Source organism: Polynucleobacter sp. UK-Gri1-W3, from assembly GCF_018881595.1.
Classification (GTDB): Bacteria; Pseudomonadota; Gammaproteobacteria; order Burkholderiales; family Burkholderiaceae; genus Polynucleobacter.
On record NZ_JACVQA010000008.1, the window covers coordinates 271197 to 291996 of the forward strand.

A 20800-nucleotide genomic window follows, 5' to 3' on the forward strand; every position below is an offset into this window, starting at 1 on the left:
GCTTTTAGAGGTATTTCATGAGTCTTTTATTTTCAAGCTACACCCTTGGCTCCCCACGGGGGCCTTTGGAGCTGGCCAATCGCATTGTGGTGGCCCCTATGTGCCAATATTCAGCAAATAATGGCGAGGCAACTGACTGGCATTTGATGCACTGGGGTAATTTACTCAATAGTGGTGCCTCCTTATTCATTATTGAAGCTACCGGGGTAAGTCCGGAAGCCCGTATTACGCCAGCCTGTTTGGGGCTTTGGGATGACCGTACAGAGGCGGCACTAAAAGATAAATTAAGTCGTGCACGTGCTTTAGCCCCTGCAGTACCTGTTTTTATTCAGCTAGCTCATGCCGGTCGCAAAGCTTCCAGTGCCACCCCTTGGGATGGCGGTCAATTGCTTGCGCAAGATAAGGGCGGTTGGGAAACCTTAGCTCCTTCAGCGATTCCGCAATTGGACGGCGAGCGGCCTCCCCATGAATTAACTAAAGCCGAATTGAAAAACCTGATCGATGATTTCGTTGCAGCAGCAAAGAGAGCGGATCGTATTGGAATAGACGGTATTGAGTTGCATGGTGCTCATGGTTATTTGTTGCATCAATTTTTATCCCCAATCTCCAATCGACGTACTGATGAATACGGTGGATCATTTGAAAATCGAATTCGCTTTCCTTTAGAGCTTTTTGCAGCCGTGCGAGCTGCCTATCAAGGCGTGCTTGGTATCCGCATTTCGGCAAGTGATTGGATAGAGGGTGGATGGACTCCAGAAGAAACGGCTAATTTCGCAAAAAAACTCAAACCATTAGGGTGTGATTTTGTACACATCTCTTCTGGTGGTATCTCGCCTAAACAGAAGATTGCGATTGGACCAAATTATCAAGTGCCATTTGCAAAGATTGTGAAAGAGCAATCTGGCTTGCCAACAATGACGGTAGGTTTGATCACAGAACCTCAGCAAGCAGAAGATATTTTGCAGGCTGGTGATGCGGACCTTATTGCTCTAGCGAGAGCATTTTTATACAAACCACGTTGGGGCTGGGAAGCTGCGGCAGCATTGAAGGGCACTGTTACTGCAAATGAACGTTATTGGCGTTGCTTGCCGCGAGAGGCTCAGGCAGTCTTTGGTGATGTAAAAGTAGGGCAGCGATAAACTTTAAAAAATAATAGCTTGGAGACAGTAATGAAAAAAATTTCAGTTATTCGATGTGCGCTTACCGTTTTGAGTATGGCTATAGGTATTGGTATGGCAGGTATAGTTTTTGCTCAAGCATTTCCTGATCGACCTATTACACTGGTGGTGCCAAATCCTCCTGGCGGTCTAGTGGATACCTCTGCCCGTCTATTAAGTGAGCCTCTAACGCGTGTCATCGGTCAACCAGTGATTGTTGATAACAAGCCAGGAGCAAGCGGTAACACCGCTTATCAATATGTTGCTAAAGCAAAACCTGACGGCTATACATTGTTAATTTCCTACTCTGGATATCACGTTGGTAACCCATCTCTATTTGACAAATTGCCTTGGGATCCTATTAAAGACTTTTCACCGATAGCTTTGCTAACAGTTTCAACTAATGTCATCGCAGTGCATCCATCAGTACCAGTAAATAATCTCAAAGAATTTATTGCGTACGCAAAAGCAAATCCAGGTAAATTAAATTACGCATCACAGGGCAATGGCTCTGTATCCCATATCGGTACAGAAATTTTCAAGCAAACTACCGGTGTAGATATGGTCCATGTTCCCTATAAAGGTTCTGGTCCGGCTATTCAGGATGTTTTGGCCGGCCAAGTACAGGTCTTTATCAGCACTCCACCTTCATTAATGCAGCATGTTCAAAGTGGCAAGCTAAAAGGCCTGGCTGTAACAGGTAAATACCGCCACCCTGGTATGCCCAATGTACCAACCACGGCTGAGGCTGGTCTACCATCGTTTCAGTTAGAGTCCTGGGTTGCTTTGTACGCTCCGGCAGGGACGCCAGCCCCTGTTGTTGCCAAGCTAACAAATTCTGTTAAGCAAAGCTTGGCGTTGCCTGAAATCAAGGAACGCGCTGATGCTGCTGGAGTTGAGCTTCGGTACTTGGGTCCAACTCAAACAGATGCTTTGGTGAAGAAAGAGTTACCTTTCTGGAATAAAGCAATTAAGGCATCAAATATTACCCTTGACTGAGTAGTGTTTAAGCCTGATCTCGCAATGTGGGGTCAGGCAATGCCAGTGCAAATGCTCGTGCAGCACTGAGTAAGAAGTGATCTTTTCCCGGCCCAGCAATTAACTGAATACCAACAGGCAATCCATTAGGTCCGCTGGTGACATTGATGTTGATGCATGGTAAGCCTAATAAAGTCCATTCACGGCAGAAAATAGGATCTCCCGTTCCGTCTTTGATGTTGGGGGCTTCTCCAGTAGCGCTAGGTGCTATTAAGATATCAATTTCATTGCTGAACAAGTCTTCTACAGATGCTTTTGCCATACTGGCATGCCGCAGGTCTTTTGTATATTGCTCGTAACCAATTTCCGCGCCTTCGCTAAGTTGCTTACTTAGCTGTGGACTTAATTTCTTTGCAAAGTGAACGCGTTCAAATAACAAACTACGCGACATCTCAGAGAGCATGATTCGACTTTGAGCTTGTGTCAGTCCATCAAAATCTTTGGATAACTTAATGTCTCCAACCGTGCCTTTGGAAATAGCTTCTGCTGCATGCCGTGCTACTGCAAGCGCTGTAGCTGTCTCTTTTTGTGCCGCTGACCAGTTCGATGTTTTGCAAATTGCAATACGAGGTTTGTTGTGCAGGGCTTCAATTTTTGCAAGACGATGATCTCCGCTCATAGCGGCAACACCTAGGCCTACATCTTCAATAGTTCTGCCAAAGCAGCCTAAAGTATCTAAAGTTACAGAAAGACTTTTTACGCCAGCAATACTGACTTTGCCTAGACTGGGCTTAAATCCCACCACGCCGCAAAATGAGGCAGGACGGATGATTGACCCAGCGGTCTGACTGCCTGTAGCTAGCGGCACCATAAAGTCCGCAACTGCTGCAGCTGAGCCACTTGAAGAGCCTCCAGGGGTATGTTTTGACTGATGGGGATTGGTGGTGACACCGCTCTTAAATGAAGCAAATTCGGTTGTGACGGTCTTTCCCAAAATAATGCCGCCAGCCTGACGTATCAAGGCTACGGAAACGGCATCTGTAATGGGATAGTGATCGGCGTAGATAGGGGAGCCATAGGAGGTAGGTAGATCAAAGGTGTCATATAGATCCTTTACGCCGATAGGTAAGCCATGCAGAATGCCCTGAAATGCCCCTTTATCAAGCTGTTTGGCACGTGATAGGGCATTTTCCTTACCAAGGCTAGTCCAAGCTCGTACAGCGCTCTCCTTTTGCCCAATGCGGTCTAAGCAGCTAAGCAATAAATCGGTAGCCCGAATTTCTCTCTTGGAGAGGGCTTTAATGGCTTGGGAGGCGCTAAGGCTTTCTAGGTCTTTCATTTTTCCATTCTACTTATGGTGGCGTATGATCGCAATTTACAGTTTTTTGTTCCAGAATTTCGATAGAAGATACGCTAGATGAAGCAACATACAGTACGTGAAGCATGGCTAGAAGACGCAGTAAGACACCTAGAGCCCGTTTTTTCTAAGGCAGGTTATGCCATTCCCCCTGTCAGGGTTTCATGCGGTTTTCCAGCCTCTAGTAGCCCTAGAACAACCCTTGGCCAATGTTGGCCACGTGAACGCTCAGGCGGCGGGGTTAATGAGATATTTATCTCTCCTAAATTGGATGAGCCCGTGCAACTACTTGACACCCTCGTTCATGAGCTCTGTCATGCGGTAGACGACTGTTTTAGTGGTCATGGCGAGGATTTCAAGGGAATAGCCCAAACAGTGGGTTTGGAAGGTCCGGCCCGAATGGCGCATGCCACCGAGGAGTTAGTAGTGAAGCTAATGATGATCAGCCAGGAGCTTGGCCCATATCCCCATCAAGCGATTGTTTTTCCACCCCCAAGGCCCAGTAACGCCAGTAGAAGCAAGGCAAAATGCGGCCAATGTGGATACGAGGTGACCTTGCTCAAAAAATGGGCTAGCTATGGTGCACCAATTTGCCCTAAGGACAATATTCGGATGTTGGAGGATGTGCCTGAGACTATCGAGAATACAAGCGATTACGATAGTGAATCCGTTGAAAAAGGTAGTAAGAAGGCTCCTGACGAAATCCGTCGCGCAATTAGCTAGACATTTGTAAAATTATTTTTTCAACAAAAATATAAAGAGACGCATAACTTATGAACGCAAAGAAAATTTTTAAGAACCCAAAGATTGCTGTTATTCCAGGTGATGGCATTGGTAAAGAAGTGATGCCAGAGGGCGTTCGCGCTTTAGAGGCTGCCAATCGTAAATTTAATTTGGGTATGCAGTTCGATCATTTTGACTTTGCAAGTTGTGATTACTACCTTAAGCACGGCAAGATGATGCCGGATGATTGGTTTGATACGCTCATGAAGTACGACGCCATTTTCTTTGGCGCCGTAGGTATGCCAGATATCCTGCCTGACCATGTTTCTTTATGGGGTAGCTTGATTCAATTCCGCCGCGGCTTTGATCAATACGTCAATTTACGTCCAGTACGTTTACTTCCTGGGGTGCCTTGTCCATTAGCTAATCGCAAGCCTGGCGATATTGACTTCTTCGTGGTGCGCGAGAATACCGAAGGTGAATACTCTAGTGTTGGTGGAAAAATGTTCCCTGATACTGACCGTGAAATCGTGATTCAAGAGTCTATTTTTACAAGACAGGGCGTTGATCGAATTTTGCAATATGCATTTGATTTAGCGCAAAGCCGCCCTAAGAAACATTTAACCTCGGCAACAAAGTCAAACGGCATTGCCATCACCATGCCTTACTGGGATGAACGTGTTGAAGCGATGTCTAAGAAATTTGCTGACGTGAGAGCAGATAAGTACCACATTGATATCTTGGCAGCTCATTTCGTAATGAATCCTGATCGCTTCGACGTTGTTGTAGCAAGTAATTTATTCGGAGACATTTTGTCTGACTTGGGTCCTGCATGTACCGGTACGATTGCTGTAGCGCCATCAGGCAGCATTAATCCCGAGGGCAAATTCCCATCATTATTTGAGCCAGTACATGGTTCAGCGCCAGATATCTTTGGCAAAATGATCGCTAATCCGATTGGGCAAATATGGAGTGGTGCGATGATGCTTGATCATCTCGGTTATCCAGAGGCTGGTAAAGCGATCTTTACTGCAATTGAAAAAGTATTGTCGTCTGGCCCAGGGCATGCGCCATTAACGCCGGATCTAGGTGGCACTGCAAAAACGGATGATCTAGGTAAGGCAATTGCTGCAGCCATCTAATGAACTGCTAATTCTTTTTACCCAGCAACACTTAAAGGACTCCATACGGGGTCCTTTTTACTTGCCTTAGCGATTTCGGCCAAGATTTTTTCATGACACTGCAAGTCATCATCCGAAGCAGTTAATACCTTGAGGCTAGTTGGCAATGCTTTGGTGTGTCCAGTAGAGTCTGTGCCAACCGTATAGTCAATGAGATCAATAGATAAATCTTCCTGACCTCTGGTCATTGATACATAGACTTCAGCTAATAATTGGGCATCCAATAAAGCGCCGTGCAAAGTTCGGTGTTTATTACTGATAGAAAAACGTTCGCATAGTGCATCCAAAGAATTTCTCTTGCCCGGAAACATTTGGCGCGCATCTAGTAAGGTATCGGTAACCTTTGCTGCGAGGTTGCGAAAGGGTGGACGCTTGAGCAACGCAAATTCATTATCCAAAAATCCTAAGTCAAATGCTGCGTTATGAATGACAATTTCAGCGCCATCTACAAACTCAATCAGCTGCTCAACGATATTGGCAAAAACTGGTTTATCAGATAAAAATTCTCTAGATAATCCGTGTACTGCATAAGCGCCTGCATCAATGTCACGCTCTGGATTAATGTAGTAATGAAAGGTTCTATCGGTTAAGCGGCGACCAACCATTTCGACGCAACCAATTTCAATAATGCGGTCGCCCGTGGCTGGATTTAGACCAGTAGTTTCAGTATCGAGAATGACTTGACGCATTAGGTTCCCTCAAGAACGGAAGGTGGAATTTCCATCGGACCATTACCGGCGTATTTATCGAGATAAAGGTAGATTACTGGAGTAATGATCAGCGTGACGAATTGTGAAAAGATCAACCCGCCAGCAACGCTAATACCTAATGGTTGACGTAACTCTGCACCAGCACCAAGTCCGAATGCAATGGGTAGTGCTCCCATTAAAGCGGCAATGGTTGTCATCATAATAGGACGGAAACGCAAAATGCATGCTTCACGAATGGCTTTTTCAGGAGACATGCCATGGTTGCGTTGAGCATCTAAAGCAAAGTCAATCATTAAAATCGCATTTTTCTTAACAATGCCGATTAATAATAGGATGCCGATCGAGGCGACGATGGTTAGCTCAAAACCAAAGATGCGCAAAGCAAGGATGGCGCCAATGGCAGCAGATGGCAAGCCGGCCAAAATAGTCAGTGGATGAATGTAACTCTCGTAAAGCACGCCAAGTAATATATAAATTACACCCAGAGCCGAAAGAATTAGGATCAACTGACCTGATTGGTTGCTTTTAAATACTGCTGCATCCCCGCCGTAACTCGTAATGATGGAAGCGGGTAAGCTAATTTCTTTTGTATATTCCTCTATCTTCTTAGTTGCGTCACCAAGAAAAACATCGGGAGCCAAATTAAATGACAGGGTTACAGCCGGAATTTGGCCTTGATGGTTCACGGCGGTTGGACCAATTGCACGAGTGAAGCTAGCTACGCTAGATAGTGGAATAAGTTTATCCGTTGCGCGACCTCTCACAAAAATCTTATTGAGATCAGCCTCGTATTGACGATCTTCTTCAGCAGCTTCTAGGATGACGTAATAGGTATTAACCGGTGTGTAGATAGTGGATACCTGCTTCTCACCATAGGCAGAGTAGAGAGCTGTACGAATATCGGCAATCGTAACGCCGGCACTAGCGGCTTTTTCACGATCAATATTGATCTCAACGTTAAGTCCTTTTAACTGTGAGTCGCTTGTTACGTCGCGAAAAAGGGGGTCAGCTCGCATCTTTTGCATCAGCTTATCCGCCCATTCATTCACACCCTCGAAGCCAACGCTTTGCAATGTAAATTGGTAGCGACTTTTACTATTTTTGCCGCCTAGCTGTAAGTTTTGAACGGGACGCATATAGACCTGAAGCCCAGGGATCTCTTTGAATTTATTTCTTAAGCCCTCCATCACCTGAGCCATCTTAGCGCGATCACCCTTAGGCTTTAGGATGATAAAAATCCTGCCAGTGTTGTAGCCTGAGCTTGCGCCACCGCCGATGACTGAAATAGAGCTATCCACATTCGGATCGTTATTCACCAGCTCTGCAGCTCTATCTTGAAGGGCCAACATCGCTTTAAAGGAAATATCTTCAGAAGCCTCAGTGGTTGCTTGAATTTGCCCAATATCTTCTTCAGGAAAGAAACCCTTTGGACTATAGACAAACATCAACACAGTAATAACAAAGGTGGAAAGGGCGCCCCATAACACCTTTTTGCGATTATTGAGGGCAAGATCAAGATAGTGAATATAGGTTTTCAGTGCCCAATCAAAGATGCGATCAAACTTCTTATTGATAGCGTATTCCTTGGCATGCCGACCTGGTTTTGGCAGGAAGCGACTACAAAGCATTGGGACAACCGTAAGCGATACAACTGCTGACACCAGAATAGAAAGTGAAACGACTACCGCAAATTCTCTAAAGAGAAGACCAATAGGGCCGGCCATAAAGAAGAGCGGGATAAATACAGCCACTAAAGAAATGGAAATGGAGATGATCGTAAAGCCAACTTCTTTACTGCCTTTAAGGGATGCCTTCAGAGGGTCCATGCCTTCTTCAACATAGCGCATGATATTTTCAAGCACCACAATTGCATCATCAACCACCAAGCCCACAGCAAGCGTAATGCCTAGAAGGGAGATGTTGTCTAAGCTATACCCCAAAAAATAGAGCAAAAAGAACGCCCCGATCAGGGAGATTGGAAGACTAATAGAAGGAATAATCGTCGCTGAAACATGTTTCAGGAATAAGAAAATCACCATGACAACCAACAAGATTGTTAAAGCCAATGTGAGATTAACGTCATGTATCGCTTCCAGAATAGAAAGCGAGCGGTCATTCAACAATTGCATGCGGACCGATTCAGGCATCTGTTTTTGCAATTGCGGCAACAGTGCCTTAACTGAGTTCACTACATCGACCGTATTTGCACTTGGTTGACGCAAAACTGCAATCGCAATAGAGCGTTCACCATTTGAGCTAGCTAATGTCTTAACGTCCTCATAACTTTCAATGACGTCGGCAACATCCTTAAGATAGATCGGAAGACCATTTTTTTGACTAACAATTAAATTGGCAAACTCTTCAGGCCTTACTAGCTGAGGATTGGCATAAATAGTAATTGCCTGACGGGGCCCATCTAAAACTCCAACAGGACTATTGGAATTTGCTTTGTTAATCGCAACCGCGAGATCGTCAATTGTGAGATTGCGGTTAGCAAGGGCATCTGGATGAACGCGCACGCGAACGGCATAGCGCTTTGCACCATATACGAGAACTTGCGCTACACCACTAATAGTTGATAGGTTTGGTGAAAGTAAATTTTCTGCGTATTGATTGAGGTCTGAGAGGCTAATGGATGGCGAACTCATTCTCACGACTAGAACAGGGGTATCTGCTGGATTAATCTTTCGGTAGGACGGTGGTACCGTCATTTCAATCGGCAAGCGCTTTTGGGCTCTCAACAAGGCTGCTTGTACATCAACTGCTGCTTTATCAATATCGCGGTCGTTATTGAATTCCAGTGTAATGCTGGTGCTTCCCAAGGAATTGGTGGAGCTGATAACAGTGATGCCATCAATCGTCGAAAATTCTTTTTCAAGCGGCAGGGCCACCGAGGCTGCCATATTTTCCGGTGATGCACCTGGCAAAGATGCGCTTACCGAAATAACGGGTGTATTAAAACTGGGTAGCGCAGCTACCGGAATTTTCATGTAGGCAACAGCACCTGCGATGACTGTTGCTATCGAGAGCAACACCGTCATTACAGGGCGCCGAATACATAATTCGGAGAGTGTCATTTTTTTTCTGGGGCGGTTGTAGTTGTTGAGGCGGCGCTTGTTTGTGGGGCAGCAGATTTATCTTCCCGGACTTTGCTTCCCGGACGCAAATTCTGCTTACCTTCAACCACCACTCTATCGCCGGCTTCTATACCGGTAACGACTGACGATCCTTGATAGTCATAAACGACTTTCACTGGTTTGGCGACTGCTTTGCCATCTTTATCGATGACATAGACGAGTTTTCCGCGGGGATTAATTACTACTGCTTGTGATGGAATAGCTAACGCATCCTTCAGAGTATTGGCTACAAGAGATACTCGAGCAAATTCACCTGGCAAGAGTGTTTTTGAGTCATTTGGAATTTGTGCTTTTACGCGCACTGCTGCAATCGAAGGATCAACTTGGTTATCAACAACCAGTACTTTTCCTTCGTAAGCTCTTTTGCCGCTGTCGCCTACAGTTACTGTAACGCTCATCGCATCACCATCCAATTGATTCTCTAAGATGATGGGAATATCTTTTTCTGGAATTACAAATTGAACATTAATTGGATTCAATTGAGTAATGGTCACCATAGATCCAACACTTGAGGTTGCAGTTGAGCTGGTCGCGGTGGAAACAATATTGCTGGCTTGAACTAATGAACCAGGGAACACATTGACGATACCCGCACGACCATCAATGGGAGACTTAATGTAATCAAAAGAAAGCTGCACCTCTGCCGCTCGTGCTGCCGCTTGTGCTGATTTAGCGTTAGCCAATGTAGTTTCTAGAGCGGCTGTAGAAATAAAGTTTTTAGAGACTAATTCTTTGGCACGCAAATATTGCTTTTGAGCATCATCTGCAAGGGCTTTAAGCTTCTCGTAGTTCGCTTTGTCATTGCGGTCATCTAGGGTGAACAGTAGGTCACCGGCTTTAACCTCTTGACCATCTTTAACTTCAATCTTGGCTACGGTATTGGTAACCATTGGACGAATATCAACAATACTGTTGGAGACGATCGTGCCAGTGGCCTCAATGATGAGAGGAATATCTTTCTTCTCAACTACAACGGAGGTAATGGTTACTGGACCGCCTGATTTTTCAGAAGCGGGGAAGAAATAATCGTAAGCCTTAGAACCAGTGTAAAGAACAATCAGCACCAATAAGATGCGCCACTTAAATTTCACTACAAATGATTTAACGGTTGGGTAGTCCAACTGCTTAAGCTTATTAAATCGAGGAGAGTGTTGCTGCCATAGTGCACATAGGCGGGCTTTGCCGCTACTTTTGAATTGCACGAGTTTTGCAACGGCCTTGTCGAGTGAAGATTCTATTTTTGACACAGTCTCGTTTTTCTTGGTTTTATGTTGGTTTTAGATGTTTCTAAGCTATTTAGGGCTGAACCATTCTCTCATAAGATGGCTAAAAAGGAGGGCATCGACGTGCGTGCGCCCTATGGCAAAAACTCCTCAACACCCTTATTTGCCAACTGGTCGGCCAGCTCATTGCCGGGGTGTCCGTTATGACCTCTAACCCAATGCCAGGAGATTTCATGGTCTGGGAGGAGGGCGTCTAGCTCTTGCCAAAGATCGGCATTTTTAACCGGATCTTTGCTGGCCGTTTTCCAACCCCTTTTTTTCCAGCCCTCAAGCCATTCGGTTACGCCTTTTTGAACATATTGGGAGTCAGTCCAGAGCTCTACGGTACTACGCTGTTTTAGGGCTTTTAAGGCAAAAATGACCGCGCAAATCTCCATACGGTTGTTGGTGGTGAGCTTTTCACCCCCATGAATATGCTTTTCGTGACCTCCAGATCGCAAAACAGCCCCCCAACCCCCAGGCCCAGGATTGCCTTTACAGGCCCCGTCGGTATAAATCACGATGTGGGGGTGGTTTGGTTGGTTAATGTGGGCTTTTGAATGCGACATGGTGATAATTTACTTGGTTGCTTGGTGTAGTTACTTAGGGTTTAGAGTTGCTACTTTTGAGGTTTTTTGAATATTGCTTCGCTCAGCGGCAGGAGTTAATTGCTGAATAGCTGGAATTCTCACTAATGAAGCGGGACCAATGAGGCGCATGCCTTTTTGCCTTTTTATAGCCGAAACTAAAAAAACTGCACCAAATATAGGCCACCAACGATTTCCCATCTTTTCGAGAAAGTTCATTCTCCCCATGACAGATTCGCCTTGCAATGGGAATTTATAACAACCAAAGTGGCCGCGATCTAAAGAAAAGTTGAGTAACTCGAGCCAGTCTTTAATGCGAATAAGACTGATGAATTGACCATCCCTGGGAAGGTAGGGATTGCCTATCAATCTACTGAGGTACTGTCTTGCGCCCCATAGACTTGCAGGATTAAAACCAGAAATGATTAAGCGGCCCTCAGGTCTAAGCACTCGATCTACTTCACGCAATATTTGATGTGGGTCAGCAGCAAACTCTAAAACGTGGGGCAAGACAATTAAATCTAGGCTCTCATTTGCAAACGGAAGTTCAGTGGGGTTGCCTTCAATCAAGTGCCAGTTGTAACGAGCGGCGTTAGTAAGGCTATCGTTTGAATGAATCAAGATGGCGTGCAAAGGCATCCGATTTTCAACTAAGGTGTTTATTTGAGGTAGCCCAATTTGGACAGCATGAAAGCCAAAGACGTCAGCCACAATTTGGTCAAAACAGTGCTGCTCCCAGGCCAGAACATAGCGTCCAGGGGGTGATTGAAGCCATTTTTCCCATGAGCTCCAGGGAGGTGCAGGCATCTGAGAGGGGATGGGTGGGGTTGGTATCATCGGTGTATGGATAAGAATACTTTATTGCAGGTCTGGCCAATACCGGCTTTTGATGATAACTATATTTGGTGCATCCACGATGGCATTTCTGCTTTAGTAGTTGATCCAGGCGATTCTGCGCCAGTCCTTGAATATTTAAAGTCAAGCAAATTGACTCTCAAGGGAATTTTAATAACCCATCACCACGCCGATCACACTGGCGGCATTCTCAATCTGTTGCAAAACCTGGGGACTGATATTCCCGTATGGGGTCCAGTAGGGGACAACATCCCCGGTAGAACTGTTGTTGTTATGCAGGATGACAAGGTAGAAATTCCTGAGCCTCGTATAAGTTTTAAAGTGTTTGAAGTGCCTGGGCACACCTTAAGTCACATTTCCTATTTTGCAAATATGCAGGCTAATGTTGTTGAACCTATACTTTTTTGTGGCGACACTCTTTTTGCATCGGGCTGTGGCAGATTATTTGAGGGCACTCCAACACAAATGTCAGAGTCGCTCGGAAAGTTTGCGGCATTACCAAAAAATACCTTGGTTTACTGCACTCATGAATACACCTTGTCGAATATTCGTTTTGCCCTAGCGGTAGAACCAAATAATCTCAACCTGATTTCATGGTCGGAGCAAGCCAAATCCCTTCGTGAGCAAGGTCTACCAACCCTCCCAACAACCATTGGTCAGGAGCTTCAAGTCAACCCCTTTATGCGTTGCGATCAACCAGAAGTTATTGCAATGGCTAAAGAGGTTTCAGGTCAAACTACTTTGCCGAGTCCTGCACATGTACTAGCGGTTATTCGCGCCTGGAAAGATCGTTTCTGATGCGAATGATGTATGCAGCAATATTCATTGCTGCCTTCTTAAGCGGATGTGCGAGCACTGGAGATTGGTCTTCGGACACTCCAACGAAAGCAAATACAAAGGCTTCCAGGGCTACAAGAGTTAATCTCAAAAATCAATCCGTTAGCAAGGTTTATGCACCTTCTGACAATCTATGGATTCGTATACGTGATGGTTTTCAAATGGAGCCACTGAATACTCCGCTGGAAATAGAGCAGGTACGCTGGTTGGCTGCCAGACCAGATTACGTCAATCGCTCCATGACGCGCTCTTCTCGCTACTTGTTTTACATTGTTCAGGAAGTAAATGCCCGCAATATGCCAACAGAAATTGCACTGCTGCCATTTGTTGAGAGTGCTTTTGTAACGAATGCTAAATCTAGTGCTAAGGCAGTTGGACTATGGCAATTTATGCCCGCTACAGGAAAAGACTTTCGCTTAACTCAAAATGTTTTTAGGGATGAGCGTCGAGATATTGTGCAGTCGACTGATGCAGCATTAGATTACTTGCAGCGCCTTAATAACCAATTTGGCAGCTGGGAGCTTGCGCTCGCTGCCTATAACTGGGGTGCTGGAAATATTTCCAAGGCTCAAAAGCGTAATATTGCTGCAGGCTTGCCAACGGATTATGAGAGTTTGACCTTGCCGCGCGAGACCCGTAATTACGTTCCTAAGTTGATGGCTTATCGACAAATTGTTTTGGATCCTCAGGCTTACGGAATTGTTTTGCCTGAACTTGAAAATCACCCATACTTTGTTGCGGTGGATGTTGGTAGTGATATTGATGTGGCATTGGTAATTAAGTTAGCCGAAATACCTACAGATGAATTTCATAGCCTAAATCCATCTTTTAATAAGCCCGTAATTTTGAGTAATGCTAATCAGCAAATTCTGTTGCCGTTCGCCCATGCAGAAATCTTTCAAGACAATCTAAAGCAATACACCAAGCCACTATCTTCATGGACGGCCGTGCAGGTTGCTAAAACAGAAAGCGTTGACCAGGCAGCAAAAACCTTAGGTGTCGATGTCGAAACGTTAAGAGAGGTAAATGGCATACCTAGGGGCATGCGCATTCGGTCAGGCTCAACGGTTTTGATACCTAAAACAAGTCGCCGACCAGGGGATGTATCGTCTGCCATGGCTGAAAACGCAAGTCTGAGTCTGGAAAAACCAGCACCACCCACGCCAAAGTGTCCAAAGCCTGTTAAGGGGGCTAAAGGTACTAAACCTGCTAAGTGTGCTCCAGCGAGTGCCTCAAAAACTGCCGAAAAGGGCGCTTCTAAGGGTAATTCTTCAGACAAAAATGCTGCATCTCAGCATAAATCCGCATCGACAGGGCTTGCAAAATCTGCGAGAAATGGTAGTTCAGCCACCTCTAGCGCTAATAGCAGCAGTAAAGGGGCGAACAAAGGCCAGTAATTCAAGTAACTTTTTAAGAAATCAGGTTGACCATGTCCTATAAAGCACACCACGAACGCTCAATTAAAGACCCAGACGGGTTTTGGGGTGAGCAAGCGCAATTGATTCATTGGGAAAAGCCCTTCGACAAAGTTCTAAATTACGATAACCCACCATTTGCAAAATGGTTTGAGGGTGGTTTGACGAATCTTTGCTACAACGCAGTTGACCGCCACCTAAAAGATCGCCCCGATCAAATCGCCTTAGTAGCGGTATCCACGGAAACCAATCAAGAGAAGGCCTATACATTTAAAGAGTTATACGAAGAAGTAAATCGTATGGCGGCAATTTATAAAGCAGCAGGCGTTAAAAAGGGTGATCGCGTACTCATCTACATGCCGATGATTGCTGAAGCTTGTTTTGCCATGCTCGCTTGCGCACGCATTGGCGCTATTCACTCTGTAGTGTTTGGCGGATTTGCATCGCACAGCCTAGCATCTCGTATCGATGATGCAAAACCAAAACTGATCGTGACTGCCGAAGCTGGCGCCCGTGGTGGCAAGGCTGTTCCTTATAAGCCGTTATTGGACGAGGCAATCACTCTAGCTGAATACAAACCAGAAAAAGTATTGATCGTGAATCGCGGTCTAACCGAATTTACAACAGTAGCGGGCCGTGATTTGGATTACGCAAGCGAGCGTCAAAAACATCTGAACGACGTAGTGCCGGTTGAGTGGGTCGATGCAACTCACCCTTCTTATATTTTGTATACCTCTGGTACAACTGGTAAGCCCAAAGGTGTTCAACGTGATACCGGTGGTTATGCTGTGGCGCTAGCAGCTTCCATGAAACACATCTTTACTGGTAATCCTGGTGAGACGATGTTTTGTACATCAGACATTGGTTGGGTTGTAGGTCACAGCTATATTATTTATGCGCCCTTGCTTTCCGGTATGGCAACCATCATGTATGAAGGTACGCCATTGCGTCCTGACGCAGGTATTTGGTGGGAGCTAGTTGATAAGTACAAAGTATCTGTGATGTTCTCTGCGCCTACTGCTGTGCGAGTGCTCAAGAAACAAGATCCTGCCTTCTTAACAAAGTATGACCTTTCTAAATTACGCGCCTTGTTTTTGGCAGGTGAGCCCCTGGATGAACCTACTGCAAGCTGGATTCATGGGGCAATTAATAAACCAATCGTGGATAACTACTGGCAGACAGAGACTGGCTGGCCAATGCTAGCTATTCAACGTGGTGTTGAAGTGATGCCGCATAAGTTTGGTTCACCAGGCGTACCTTCATTTGGTTACAACATGAAGTTACTTGACGATGCTACTTCTGAAGAGCTAGGCCCAGATCAGAAGGGTGTCATTGCCATCGAAGGTCCATTACCTCCAGGCTGCATGCAAACGGTTTGGGGTGATGACAAGCGCTTCATCAGCACCTATTGGGAAACCATTCCTGGCAAGCTGATTTATTCAACCTTTGACTGGGGTATTAAAGACAAAGATGGTTACTTCTTTATCTTGGGGCGCACCGATGATGTGATTAACGTTGCTGGACATCGCCTTGGAACACGCGAAATTGAAGAAAGCATTTCTAGTCATCCGAATGTTTCAGAGGTTGCTGTAGTTGGCATTGAGGACAAACTCAAAGGTCAGGCTGCGATTGCATTTGTGATTCCTAAAGATTCATCCAATACCGCAACTTTAGAAGCGGAATGCATGAAGACAGTGGATACCACCCTGGGGGCAATTGCGCGTCCCGGGCGTGTTTACATCGTCACGGCCTTACCTAAGACACGCTCGGGCAAGATTGTGCGTCGTGCACTTCAGGCGGTTGCCGAAGGTCGTGATTCTGGTGACATCAGCACAATGGACGATCAGTCTGTTCTGGCTCAAATTAGGACCATCATTGAGCAAAGAGCAAAAGCTTAAAAACTGCTTATTAAGGATAAAAAGCTCCTCCAGTTATTAGGCTGGAGGAGCTTTTTCCTTGTAAAGCCCCATTTGGCAGGATATCCAAGGGTTTACGAGCAAAAATGGTATGATTGCAGTGTTCGAAACTTATTAATTACCCTAGCGCTTAAAGACACTCACCTCCCGCAAAAACATCCTCGGGTTGGTCTATTTGAGGGTTTTGAGCGTCGGATGGAGCAGGGACTGGAGATGGTTTGTCACCCTTGCTTCCTTCTTTTCCCCCAGCCGTGTTGGCATTAGCCGACGGTACCTTATTTCCCGGATTTAGTATTGGCGCCCCAGGCGAAAATACCGGCGAAGTCGTTTTCAATACCGCATTAACTGGATACCAAGAGATCATTACCGATCCTAGTTACTCACGTCAAATTGTGACATTGACCTATCCACACATTGGTAATGTTGGTGTGAATGCCCAAGATGCTGAGTCTGACCAGATTCATGCTGCAGGCCTAGTTATTAAGGATCTGCCAAAGCGCGTATCCAACTTCCGCTCAGAAGGTTCTTTAGATGACTATCTCACTAAAGCCGGCATATTGGGCATTGCAGGAATAGATACCCGTAAGCTCACCAGAATTCTCCGAGATAAGGGCGCTCAATCGGGTGCCATTGTTGCTGGCAAAGTTGGTGATAGCTATGAAACTTTAGGCAACAAAGCCCTTGAGCTGGCCAAAGCCTTTCCTGGAATGTCAGGCTTAGATCTTGCAAAGGTAGTTACTACTAAGAAGTCTTATGAGTGGCGTGAAGCTGAATGGGACCTGCATGGTCCAGATGGTAAACCAGCATACAGAACATTAGATACTAGCAAGCCAATGAAAAAGGTAGTTGCTTATGACTTTGGCGTAAAGCGCAATATTCTGCGCATGCTCACTGAGCGTGGCTGTCATCTGACAGTCGTACCAGCGCAAACTACCGCAGCAGAAGTGCTGGCAATGAATCCCGATGGTGTATTCTTTTCAAATGGCCCTGGCGATCCTGGTCCATGTGACTATGCCATTGCTGCTGCAAAAGAAATTATTGAAAAAGGTGTTCCGACATTTGGCATTTGTTTAGGTCATCAAATCATGGGCTCAGCTGCTGGTGCCAAAACTTTGAAGATGAAGTTTGGTCACCATGGCGCCAATCATCCAGTGAAGGATTTGGATACCGGTCGTGTTGCGATCACATCACAGAATCATGGCTTTGCTGTTGATGCCAATACTCTTCCAGACAATATTCGCGTTACTCATGTTTCTTTATTTGATGGATCTTTGCAAGGTTTAGCTTGGAAAGATAAGCCTGCGCTGTGTTTCCAAGGACACCCTGAGGCCTCTCCTGGTCCCCATGATATTGCCTATTTATTTGATCGATTTGTGGAGCTCATGAATGCTGCCAGTAAGAAGGAGGGCAAATAATGCCTAAGCGTAGCGACATAAAGAGCATTCTGATTATTGGTGCTGGTCCAATTGTGATTGGCCAAGCTTGTGAGTTTGACTATTCCGGAGCACAAGCCTGTAAGGCCCTGCGAGACGAAGGCTACAAAGTTATTTTGGTAAACAGCAATCCCGCAACCATCATGACCGACCCCGAGATGGCTGATGTGACTTACATCGAGCCTATTACTTGGGAAGTCGTAGAACGCATTATTGCCACCGAAAAGCCTGATGCAATTTTGCCAACTATGGGTGGTCAAACTGCCCTTAATTGCGCATTAGATCTTCATCGTCATGGCGTATTAGAAAAATACGGCTGCGAATTAATTGGTGCCTCACCAGAAGCAATTGATAAAGCAGAAGATCGTCAGAAGTTTAAAGAGGCGATGACCAAAATTGGTCTGGGCTCTGCAAAGTCAGGGATTGCGCACTCAATGGACGAGGCGCATGAAGTTCAGCAACAAATCATGAAGGAGACTGGTAGTTCCGGTTTCCCAGTAGTCATTCGTCCATCATTCACTATGGGTGGATCAGGTGGTGGTATTGCTTATAACCGCGAAGAGTTCGAGGAAATTTGTAAGCGTGGTCTTGATTTATCGCCAACACGTGAGCTCTTGATTGAAGAGTCTCTCCTTGGTTGGAAAGAGTTCGAGATGGAAGTCGTGCGTGATCGCAGTGACAATTGCATCATTGTTTGCTCGATTGAAAACTTAGATCCAATGGGCGTTCATACTGGTGACTCCATTACCGTAGCACCTGCGCAAACTTTGACGGATAAAGAATATCAAATCATGCGTAATGCATCGATAGCGGTTCTAAGGGAGATCGGTGTAGATACTGGTGGCTCAAACGTTCAGTTCTCGATTAATCCAGTTGATGGTCGCATGATTGTTATTGAGATGAATCCACGGGTTTCACGCTCATCGGCATTGGCCTCTAAAGCTACGGGATTTCCGATTGCGAAGATTGCCGCTAAATTGGCTGTTGGCTACACGCTCGATGAACTCAAGAATGACATTACTGGTGGTGCTACACCAGCTTCTTTTGAGCCTTCCATCGATTACGTTGTTACGAAGATTCCACGCTTTGCATTTGAAAAATTCCCGCAAGCTGATTCTCGTTTAACAACCCAGATGAAGTCTGTTGGTGAAGTGATGGCGATTGGCAGAACCTTCCAAGAGTCTTTTCAAAAGGCGCTACGTGGTTTAGAGGTTGGTGTTGATGGTCTTGACGAGTTTTCTACAGACCTGGATGACATCATCAATGAAATCAATGAACCGGGCCCCGATCGGATATGGTATTTGGCGGATGCATTCCGCATGGGAATGGGTCTTGATGAGATTTACGCTGAAACTAAGGTTGATCCTTGGTTCTTAGAGCAAATTGAAGAACTCATCACGATTGAAACCGAACTTAAGCAGCGTAAGATTGATAGCCTAACAGCGCCCGAATTGCGTTTTGTAAAGCAAAAAGGTTTTTCTGATCGTCGCTTAGCTAAGTTACTTAAAGTTGATGCGGCTTCTGTTCGCGCCGCACGTCATCGCTTAAAGGTAGTTCCTGTTTATAAGCGTGTGGATACCTGTGCTGCAGAATTCTCAACAAACACCGCCTACTTGTATTCAACATATGAAGCGGAGCATGGTGAGTGCGAGTCACAACCGACTAATAAAGAGAAGATTATGGTTTTGGGCGGAGGTCCGAACCGAATTGGTCAAGGTATTGAGTTTGACTATTGCTGTGTACATGCTGCCTTAGCAATGCGTGATGATGGTTATGAAACGATTATGGTCAACTGCAATCCTGAAACAGTTTCTACTGACTACGACACTTCTGATCGCCTGTACTTTGAGCCATTAACACTCGAAGATGTATTAGAAATCGTTGCCAAAGAAAAGCCAAAAGGCGTCATCGTTCAGTATGGCGGTCAAACTCCTTTGAAATTAGCTCTTGATCTTGAGCGTAATGGTGTCCCAATCATTGGCACTTCACCTGACATGATCGATGCTGCAGAAGATCGCGAACGCTTCCAAAAGCTACTTCAGGATCTTGGTTTGCGTCAGCCACCTAACCGTACGGCACGTACTGAAGAAGAGGCTCTCAAGCTTGCTGAAGAAATTGGCTATCCATTAGTAGTTCGTCCTTCTTATGTTTTAGGTGGTCGCGCAATGGAAATCGTTCATGATGGCCGTGATCTAGAGCGCTACATGCGTGAAGCCGTGAAAGTTTCACATGATTCTCCAGTTTTGTTAGATCGCTTTTTAAATGATGCCATCGAGTGCGACGTGGATTGCATTAGTGATGGTGAAGCCGTTTTCATTGGCGGCGTCATGGAACATATAGAACAGGCTGGTGTGCACTCTGGCGACTCAGCTTGTTCTTTGCCGCCATATTCATTATCAGAAGAAACAGTTGACGAAATTAAACGTCAGACTGCTGCAATGGCCAAAGGGCTTAATGTTGTTGGCTTAATGAACGTGCAATTTGCGATTCAAAATGTTGACGGCAAAGACGTAATTTACGTTCTAGAAGTCAATCCACGCGCATCACGAACTGTTCCATTTGTTTCCAAGGCAACTGGCTTGCAGCTTGCCAAGATTGCAGCTCGTTGCATGGTTGGTCAAACTTTAGCTCAGCAAGGTATTCAGACGGAAGTCAAGCCTCCATACTTCTCTGTTAAAGAGGCGGTCTTCCCGTTCAATAAATTCCCAGGAATTGATCCAATTCTTGGGCCAGAGATGCGTTCTACTGGTGAAGTGATGGGTGTGGGCAAGACTTTTGGAGAAGCCTTGTTTAAGTCTCAATTGGGTGCTGGCATTAAGTTGCCCAAGAGCGGAACTGTTCTTCTCACGGTTAAAGACAGCGATAAACCAAAAGCAATTGAAGTTGCAAAGTTATTGCATCAACTCGGTTTCCCGATGGTTGCTACCAAAGGTACTGCCGCTGCAATTGAGGCAGCTGGTTTACCAGTTAAGGTGGTGAACAAGGTCAAAGATGGTCGTCCGCATATTGTGGATTTCATCAAAAATGGGGAGATTTCATTGGTATTTACGACCGTGGATGAGACTCGGACTGCGATTGCAGACTCAAGATCCATTCGAACTAGCGCACAAGCTAATGGCGTGACGTATTACACGACGATTAGCGCAGCACGTGCGGTTATGGATGGGTTGCTGGCGTCACAAAATGGCAAGCTTGAGTCGCTTGAGGTCTATTCATTACAAAACTTACATCGGGCGCTTATTTAATCTAAAA

The 20800-nt window shown here is 45.6% G+C and carries 15 protein-coding genes; 9 read left to right on the top strand and 6 right to left on the bottom strand.

Features of this window, described 5'->3' with window-relative positions:
• Positions 1–17: 17 nt before the first annotated feature.
• Together ICN36_RS09300 and ICN36_RS09305 are read left to right on the top strand one after the other, a co-directional pair.
• Positions 18–1139, top strand: a complete 1122-nt coding sequence (locus ICN36_RS09300) for an NADH:flavin oxidoreductase/NADH oxidase (protein WP_216228092.1) — start codon at positions 18–20, stop codon at positions 1137–1139.
• Positions 1140–1214: 75 nt separating this feature from the next.
• Positions 1215–2156: a tripartite tricarboxylate transporter substrate binding protein gene (locus ICN36_RS09305; RefSeq protein ID WP_216228287.1), complete on the top strand. Its 942-nt coding sequence runs from the start codon at positions 1215–1217 to the stop codon at positions 2154–2156.
• A gap of 7 nt (positions 2157–2163) precedes the next feature.
• Here ICN36_RS09305 and ICN36_RS09310 read toward each other — a convergent pair whose 3' ends face one another.
• A complete protein-coding gene (locus ICN36_RS09310) occupies positions 2164–3474 on the bottom strand; it encodes an amidase (protein ID WP_216228093.1) in 1311 nt (436 codons plus the stop codon).
• 78 nt (positions 3475–3552) lie between these two features.
• Between ICN36_RS09310 and ICN36_RS09315 the strand changes: the two genes are divergently transcribed.
• A complete protein-coding gene (locus tag ICN36_RS09315; RefSeq protein WP_216228094.1) occupies positions 3553–4215 on the top strand; it encodes a SprT family zinc-dependent metalloprotease in 663 nt (220 codons plus the stop codon).
• A 50-nt stretch (positions 4216–4265) separates the two neighbouring features.
• On the top strand, positions 4266–5357 hold the full coding sequence (locus tag ICN36_RS09320) for a tartrate dehydrogenase (protein WP_216862075.1): 1092 nt from the start codon (positions 4266–4268) through the stop codon (positions 5355–5357).
• A gap of 17 nt (positions 5358–5374) precedes the next feature.
• Here ICN36_RS09320 and dnaQ read toward each other — a convergent pair whose 3' ends face one another.
• The 5 genes from dnaQ to ICN36_RS09345 form a co-directional block, all read right to left on the bottom strand.
• Positions 5375–6085 (bottom strand): DNA polymerase III subunit epsilon, encoded by a 711-nt coding sequence (gene dnaQ, locus ICN36_RS09325; protein ID WP_216228095.1) that lies wholly within the window; start codon positions 6083–6085, stop codon positions 5375–5377.
• On the bottom strand, positions 6085–9183 hold the full coding sequence (locus tag ICN36_RS09330) for an efflux RND transporter permease subunit (RefSeq protein WP_216228096.1): 3099 nt from the start codon (positions 9181–9183) through the stop codon (positions 6085–6087). The genes dnaQ and ICN36_RS09330 overlap by 1 nt, the downstream gene beginning before the upstream one ends.
• A complete protein-coding gene (locus tag ICN36_RS09335; RefSeq protein ID WP_216228097.1) occupies positions 9180–10490 on the bottom strand; it encodes an efflux RND transporter periplasmic adaptor subunit in 1311 nt (436 codons plus the stop codon). The genes ICN36_RS09330 and ICN36_RS09335 overlap by 4 nt, the downstream gene beginning before the upstream one ends.
• Positions 10491–10600: 110 nt before the next feature.
• On the bottom strand, positions 10601–11074 hold the full coding sequence (gene rnhA, locus ICN36_RS09340; protein ID WP_216228098.1) for a ribonuclease HI: 474 nt from the start codon (positions 11072–11074) through the stop codon (positions 10601–10603).
• Positions 11075–11104: 30 nt separating this feature from the next.
• Positions 11105–11929 (bottom strand): class I SAM-dependent methyltransferase, encoded by an 825-nt coding sequence (locus ICN36_RS09345; RefSeq protein ID WP_216228099.1) that lies wholly within the window; start codon positions 11927–11929, stop codon positions 11105–11107.
• 6 nt (positions 11930–11935) lie between these two features.
• On the opposite strand from ICN36_RS09345, the gene gloB reads away from it, so the two are divergent.
• From gloB to carB, 5 genes are all read left to right on the top strand, one after another.
• Positions 11936–12745, top strand: a complete 810-nt coding sequence (gene gloB / locus ICN36_RS09350; RefSeq protein WP_216228100.1) for a hydroxyacylglutathione hydrolase — start codon at positions 11936–11938, stop codon at positions 12743–12745.
• Entirely contained in the window at positions 12745–14181 is a 1437-nt protein-coding gene (locus ICN36_RS09355) for a transglycosylase SLT domain-containing protein (RefSeq protein ID WP_216228101.1), read from the top strand. Before gloB ends, ICN36_RS09355 begins: the two co-directional genes overlap by 1 nt.
• 32 nt (positions 14182–14213) lie before the next feature.
• The gene (locus ICN36_RS09360) at positions 14214–16097 is read left to right on the top strand and encodes a propionate--CoA ligase (RefSeq protein ID WP_216228102.1); all 1884 of its coding nucleotides are present in this window, start codon (positions 14214–14216) and stop codon (positions 16095–16097) included.
• A 245-nt stretch (positions 16098–16342) separates the two neighbouring features.
• Positions 16343–17530, top strand: coding sequence for a glutamine-hydrolyzing carbamoyl-phosphate synthase small subunit (carA, locus tag ICN36_RS09365; RefSeq protein ID WP_216228289.1), 1188 nt, complete (start codon positions 16343–16345; stop codon positions 17528–17530).
• On the top strand, positions 17530–20793 hold the full coding sequence (carB, locus tag ICN36_RS09370) for a carbamoyl-phosphate synthase large subunit (protein WP_216228103.1): 3264 nt from the start codon (positions 17530–17532) through the stop codon (positions 20791–20793). Before carA ends, carB begins: the two co-directional genes overlap by 1 nt.
• Positions 20794–20800 lie beyond the last annotated feature (7 nt).

What these genes read in the sequence shown, in the direction of transcription:
- ICN36_RS09300 (WP_216228092.1), top strand. Translation starts at nt 18, where the DNA reads ATGAGTCTTTTATTTTCAAGCTACACCCTTGGCTCCCCACGGGGGCCT.
- ICN36_RS09305 (WP_216228287.1), top strand. Translation starts at nt 1,215, where the DNA reads ATGGCTATAGGTATTGGTATGGCAGGTATAGTTTTTGCTCAAGCATTT.
- ICN36_RS09310 (WP_216228093.1), bottom strand. Translation starts at nt 3,474, where the DNA reads ATGAAAGACCTAGAAAGCCTTAGCGCCTCCCAAGCCATTAAAGCCCTC.
- ICN36_RS09315 (WP_216228094.1), top strand. Translation starts at nt 3,553, where the DNA reads ATGAAGCAACATACAGTACGTGAAGCATGGCTAGAAGACGCAGTAAGA.
- ICN36_RS09320 (WP_216862075.1), top strand. Translation starts at nt 4,266, where the DNA reads ATGAACGCAAAGAAAATTTTTAAGAACCCAAAGATTGCTGTTATTCCA.
- dnaQ (WP_216228095.1), bottom strand. Translation starts at nt 6,085, where the DNA reads ATGCGTCAAGTCATTCTCGATACTGAAACTACTGGTCTAAATCCAGCC.
- ICN36_RS09330 (WP_216228096.1), bottom strand. Translation starts at nt 9,183, where the DNA reads ATGACACTCTCCGAATTATGTATTCGGCGCCCTGTAATGACGGTGTTG.
- rnhA (WP_216228098.1), bottom strand. Translation starts at nt 11,074, where the DNA reads ATGTCGCATTCAAAAGCCCACATTAACCAACCAAACCACCCCCACATC.
- ICN36_RS09345 (WP_216228099.1), bottom strand. Translation starts at nt 11,929, where the DNA reads ATGATACCAACCCCACCCATCCCCTCTCAGATGCCTGCACCTCCCTGG.
- gloB (WP_216228100.1), top strand. Translation starts at nt 11,936, where the DNA reads ATGGATAAGAATACTTTATTGCAGGTCTGGCCAATACCGGCTTTTGAT.
- ICN36_RS09355 (WP_216228101.1), top strand. Translation starts at nt 12,745, where the DNA reads ATGCGAATGATGTATGCAGCAATATTCATTGCTGCCTTCTTAAGCGGA.
- ICN36_RS09360 (WP_216228102.1), top strand. Translation starts at nt 14,214, where the DNA reads ATGTCCTATAAAGCACACCACGAACGCTCAATTAAAGACCCAGACGGG.
- carB (WP_216228103.1), top strand. Translation starts at nt 17,530, where the DNA reads ATGCCTAAGCGTAGCGACATAAAGAGCATTCTGATTATTGGTGCTGGT.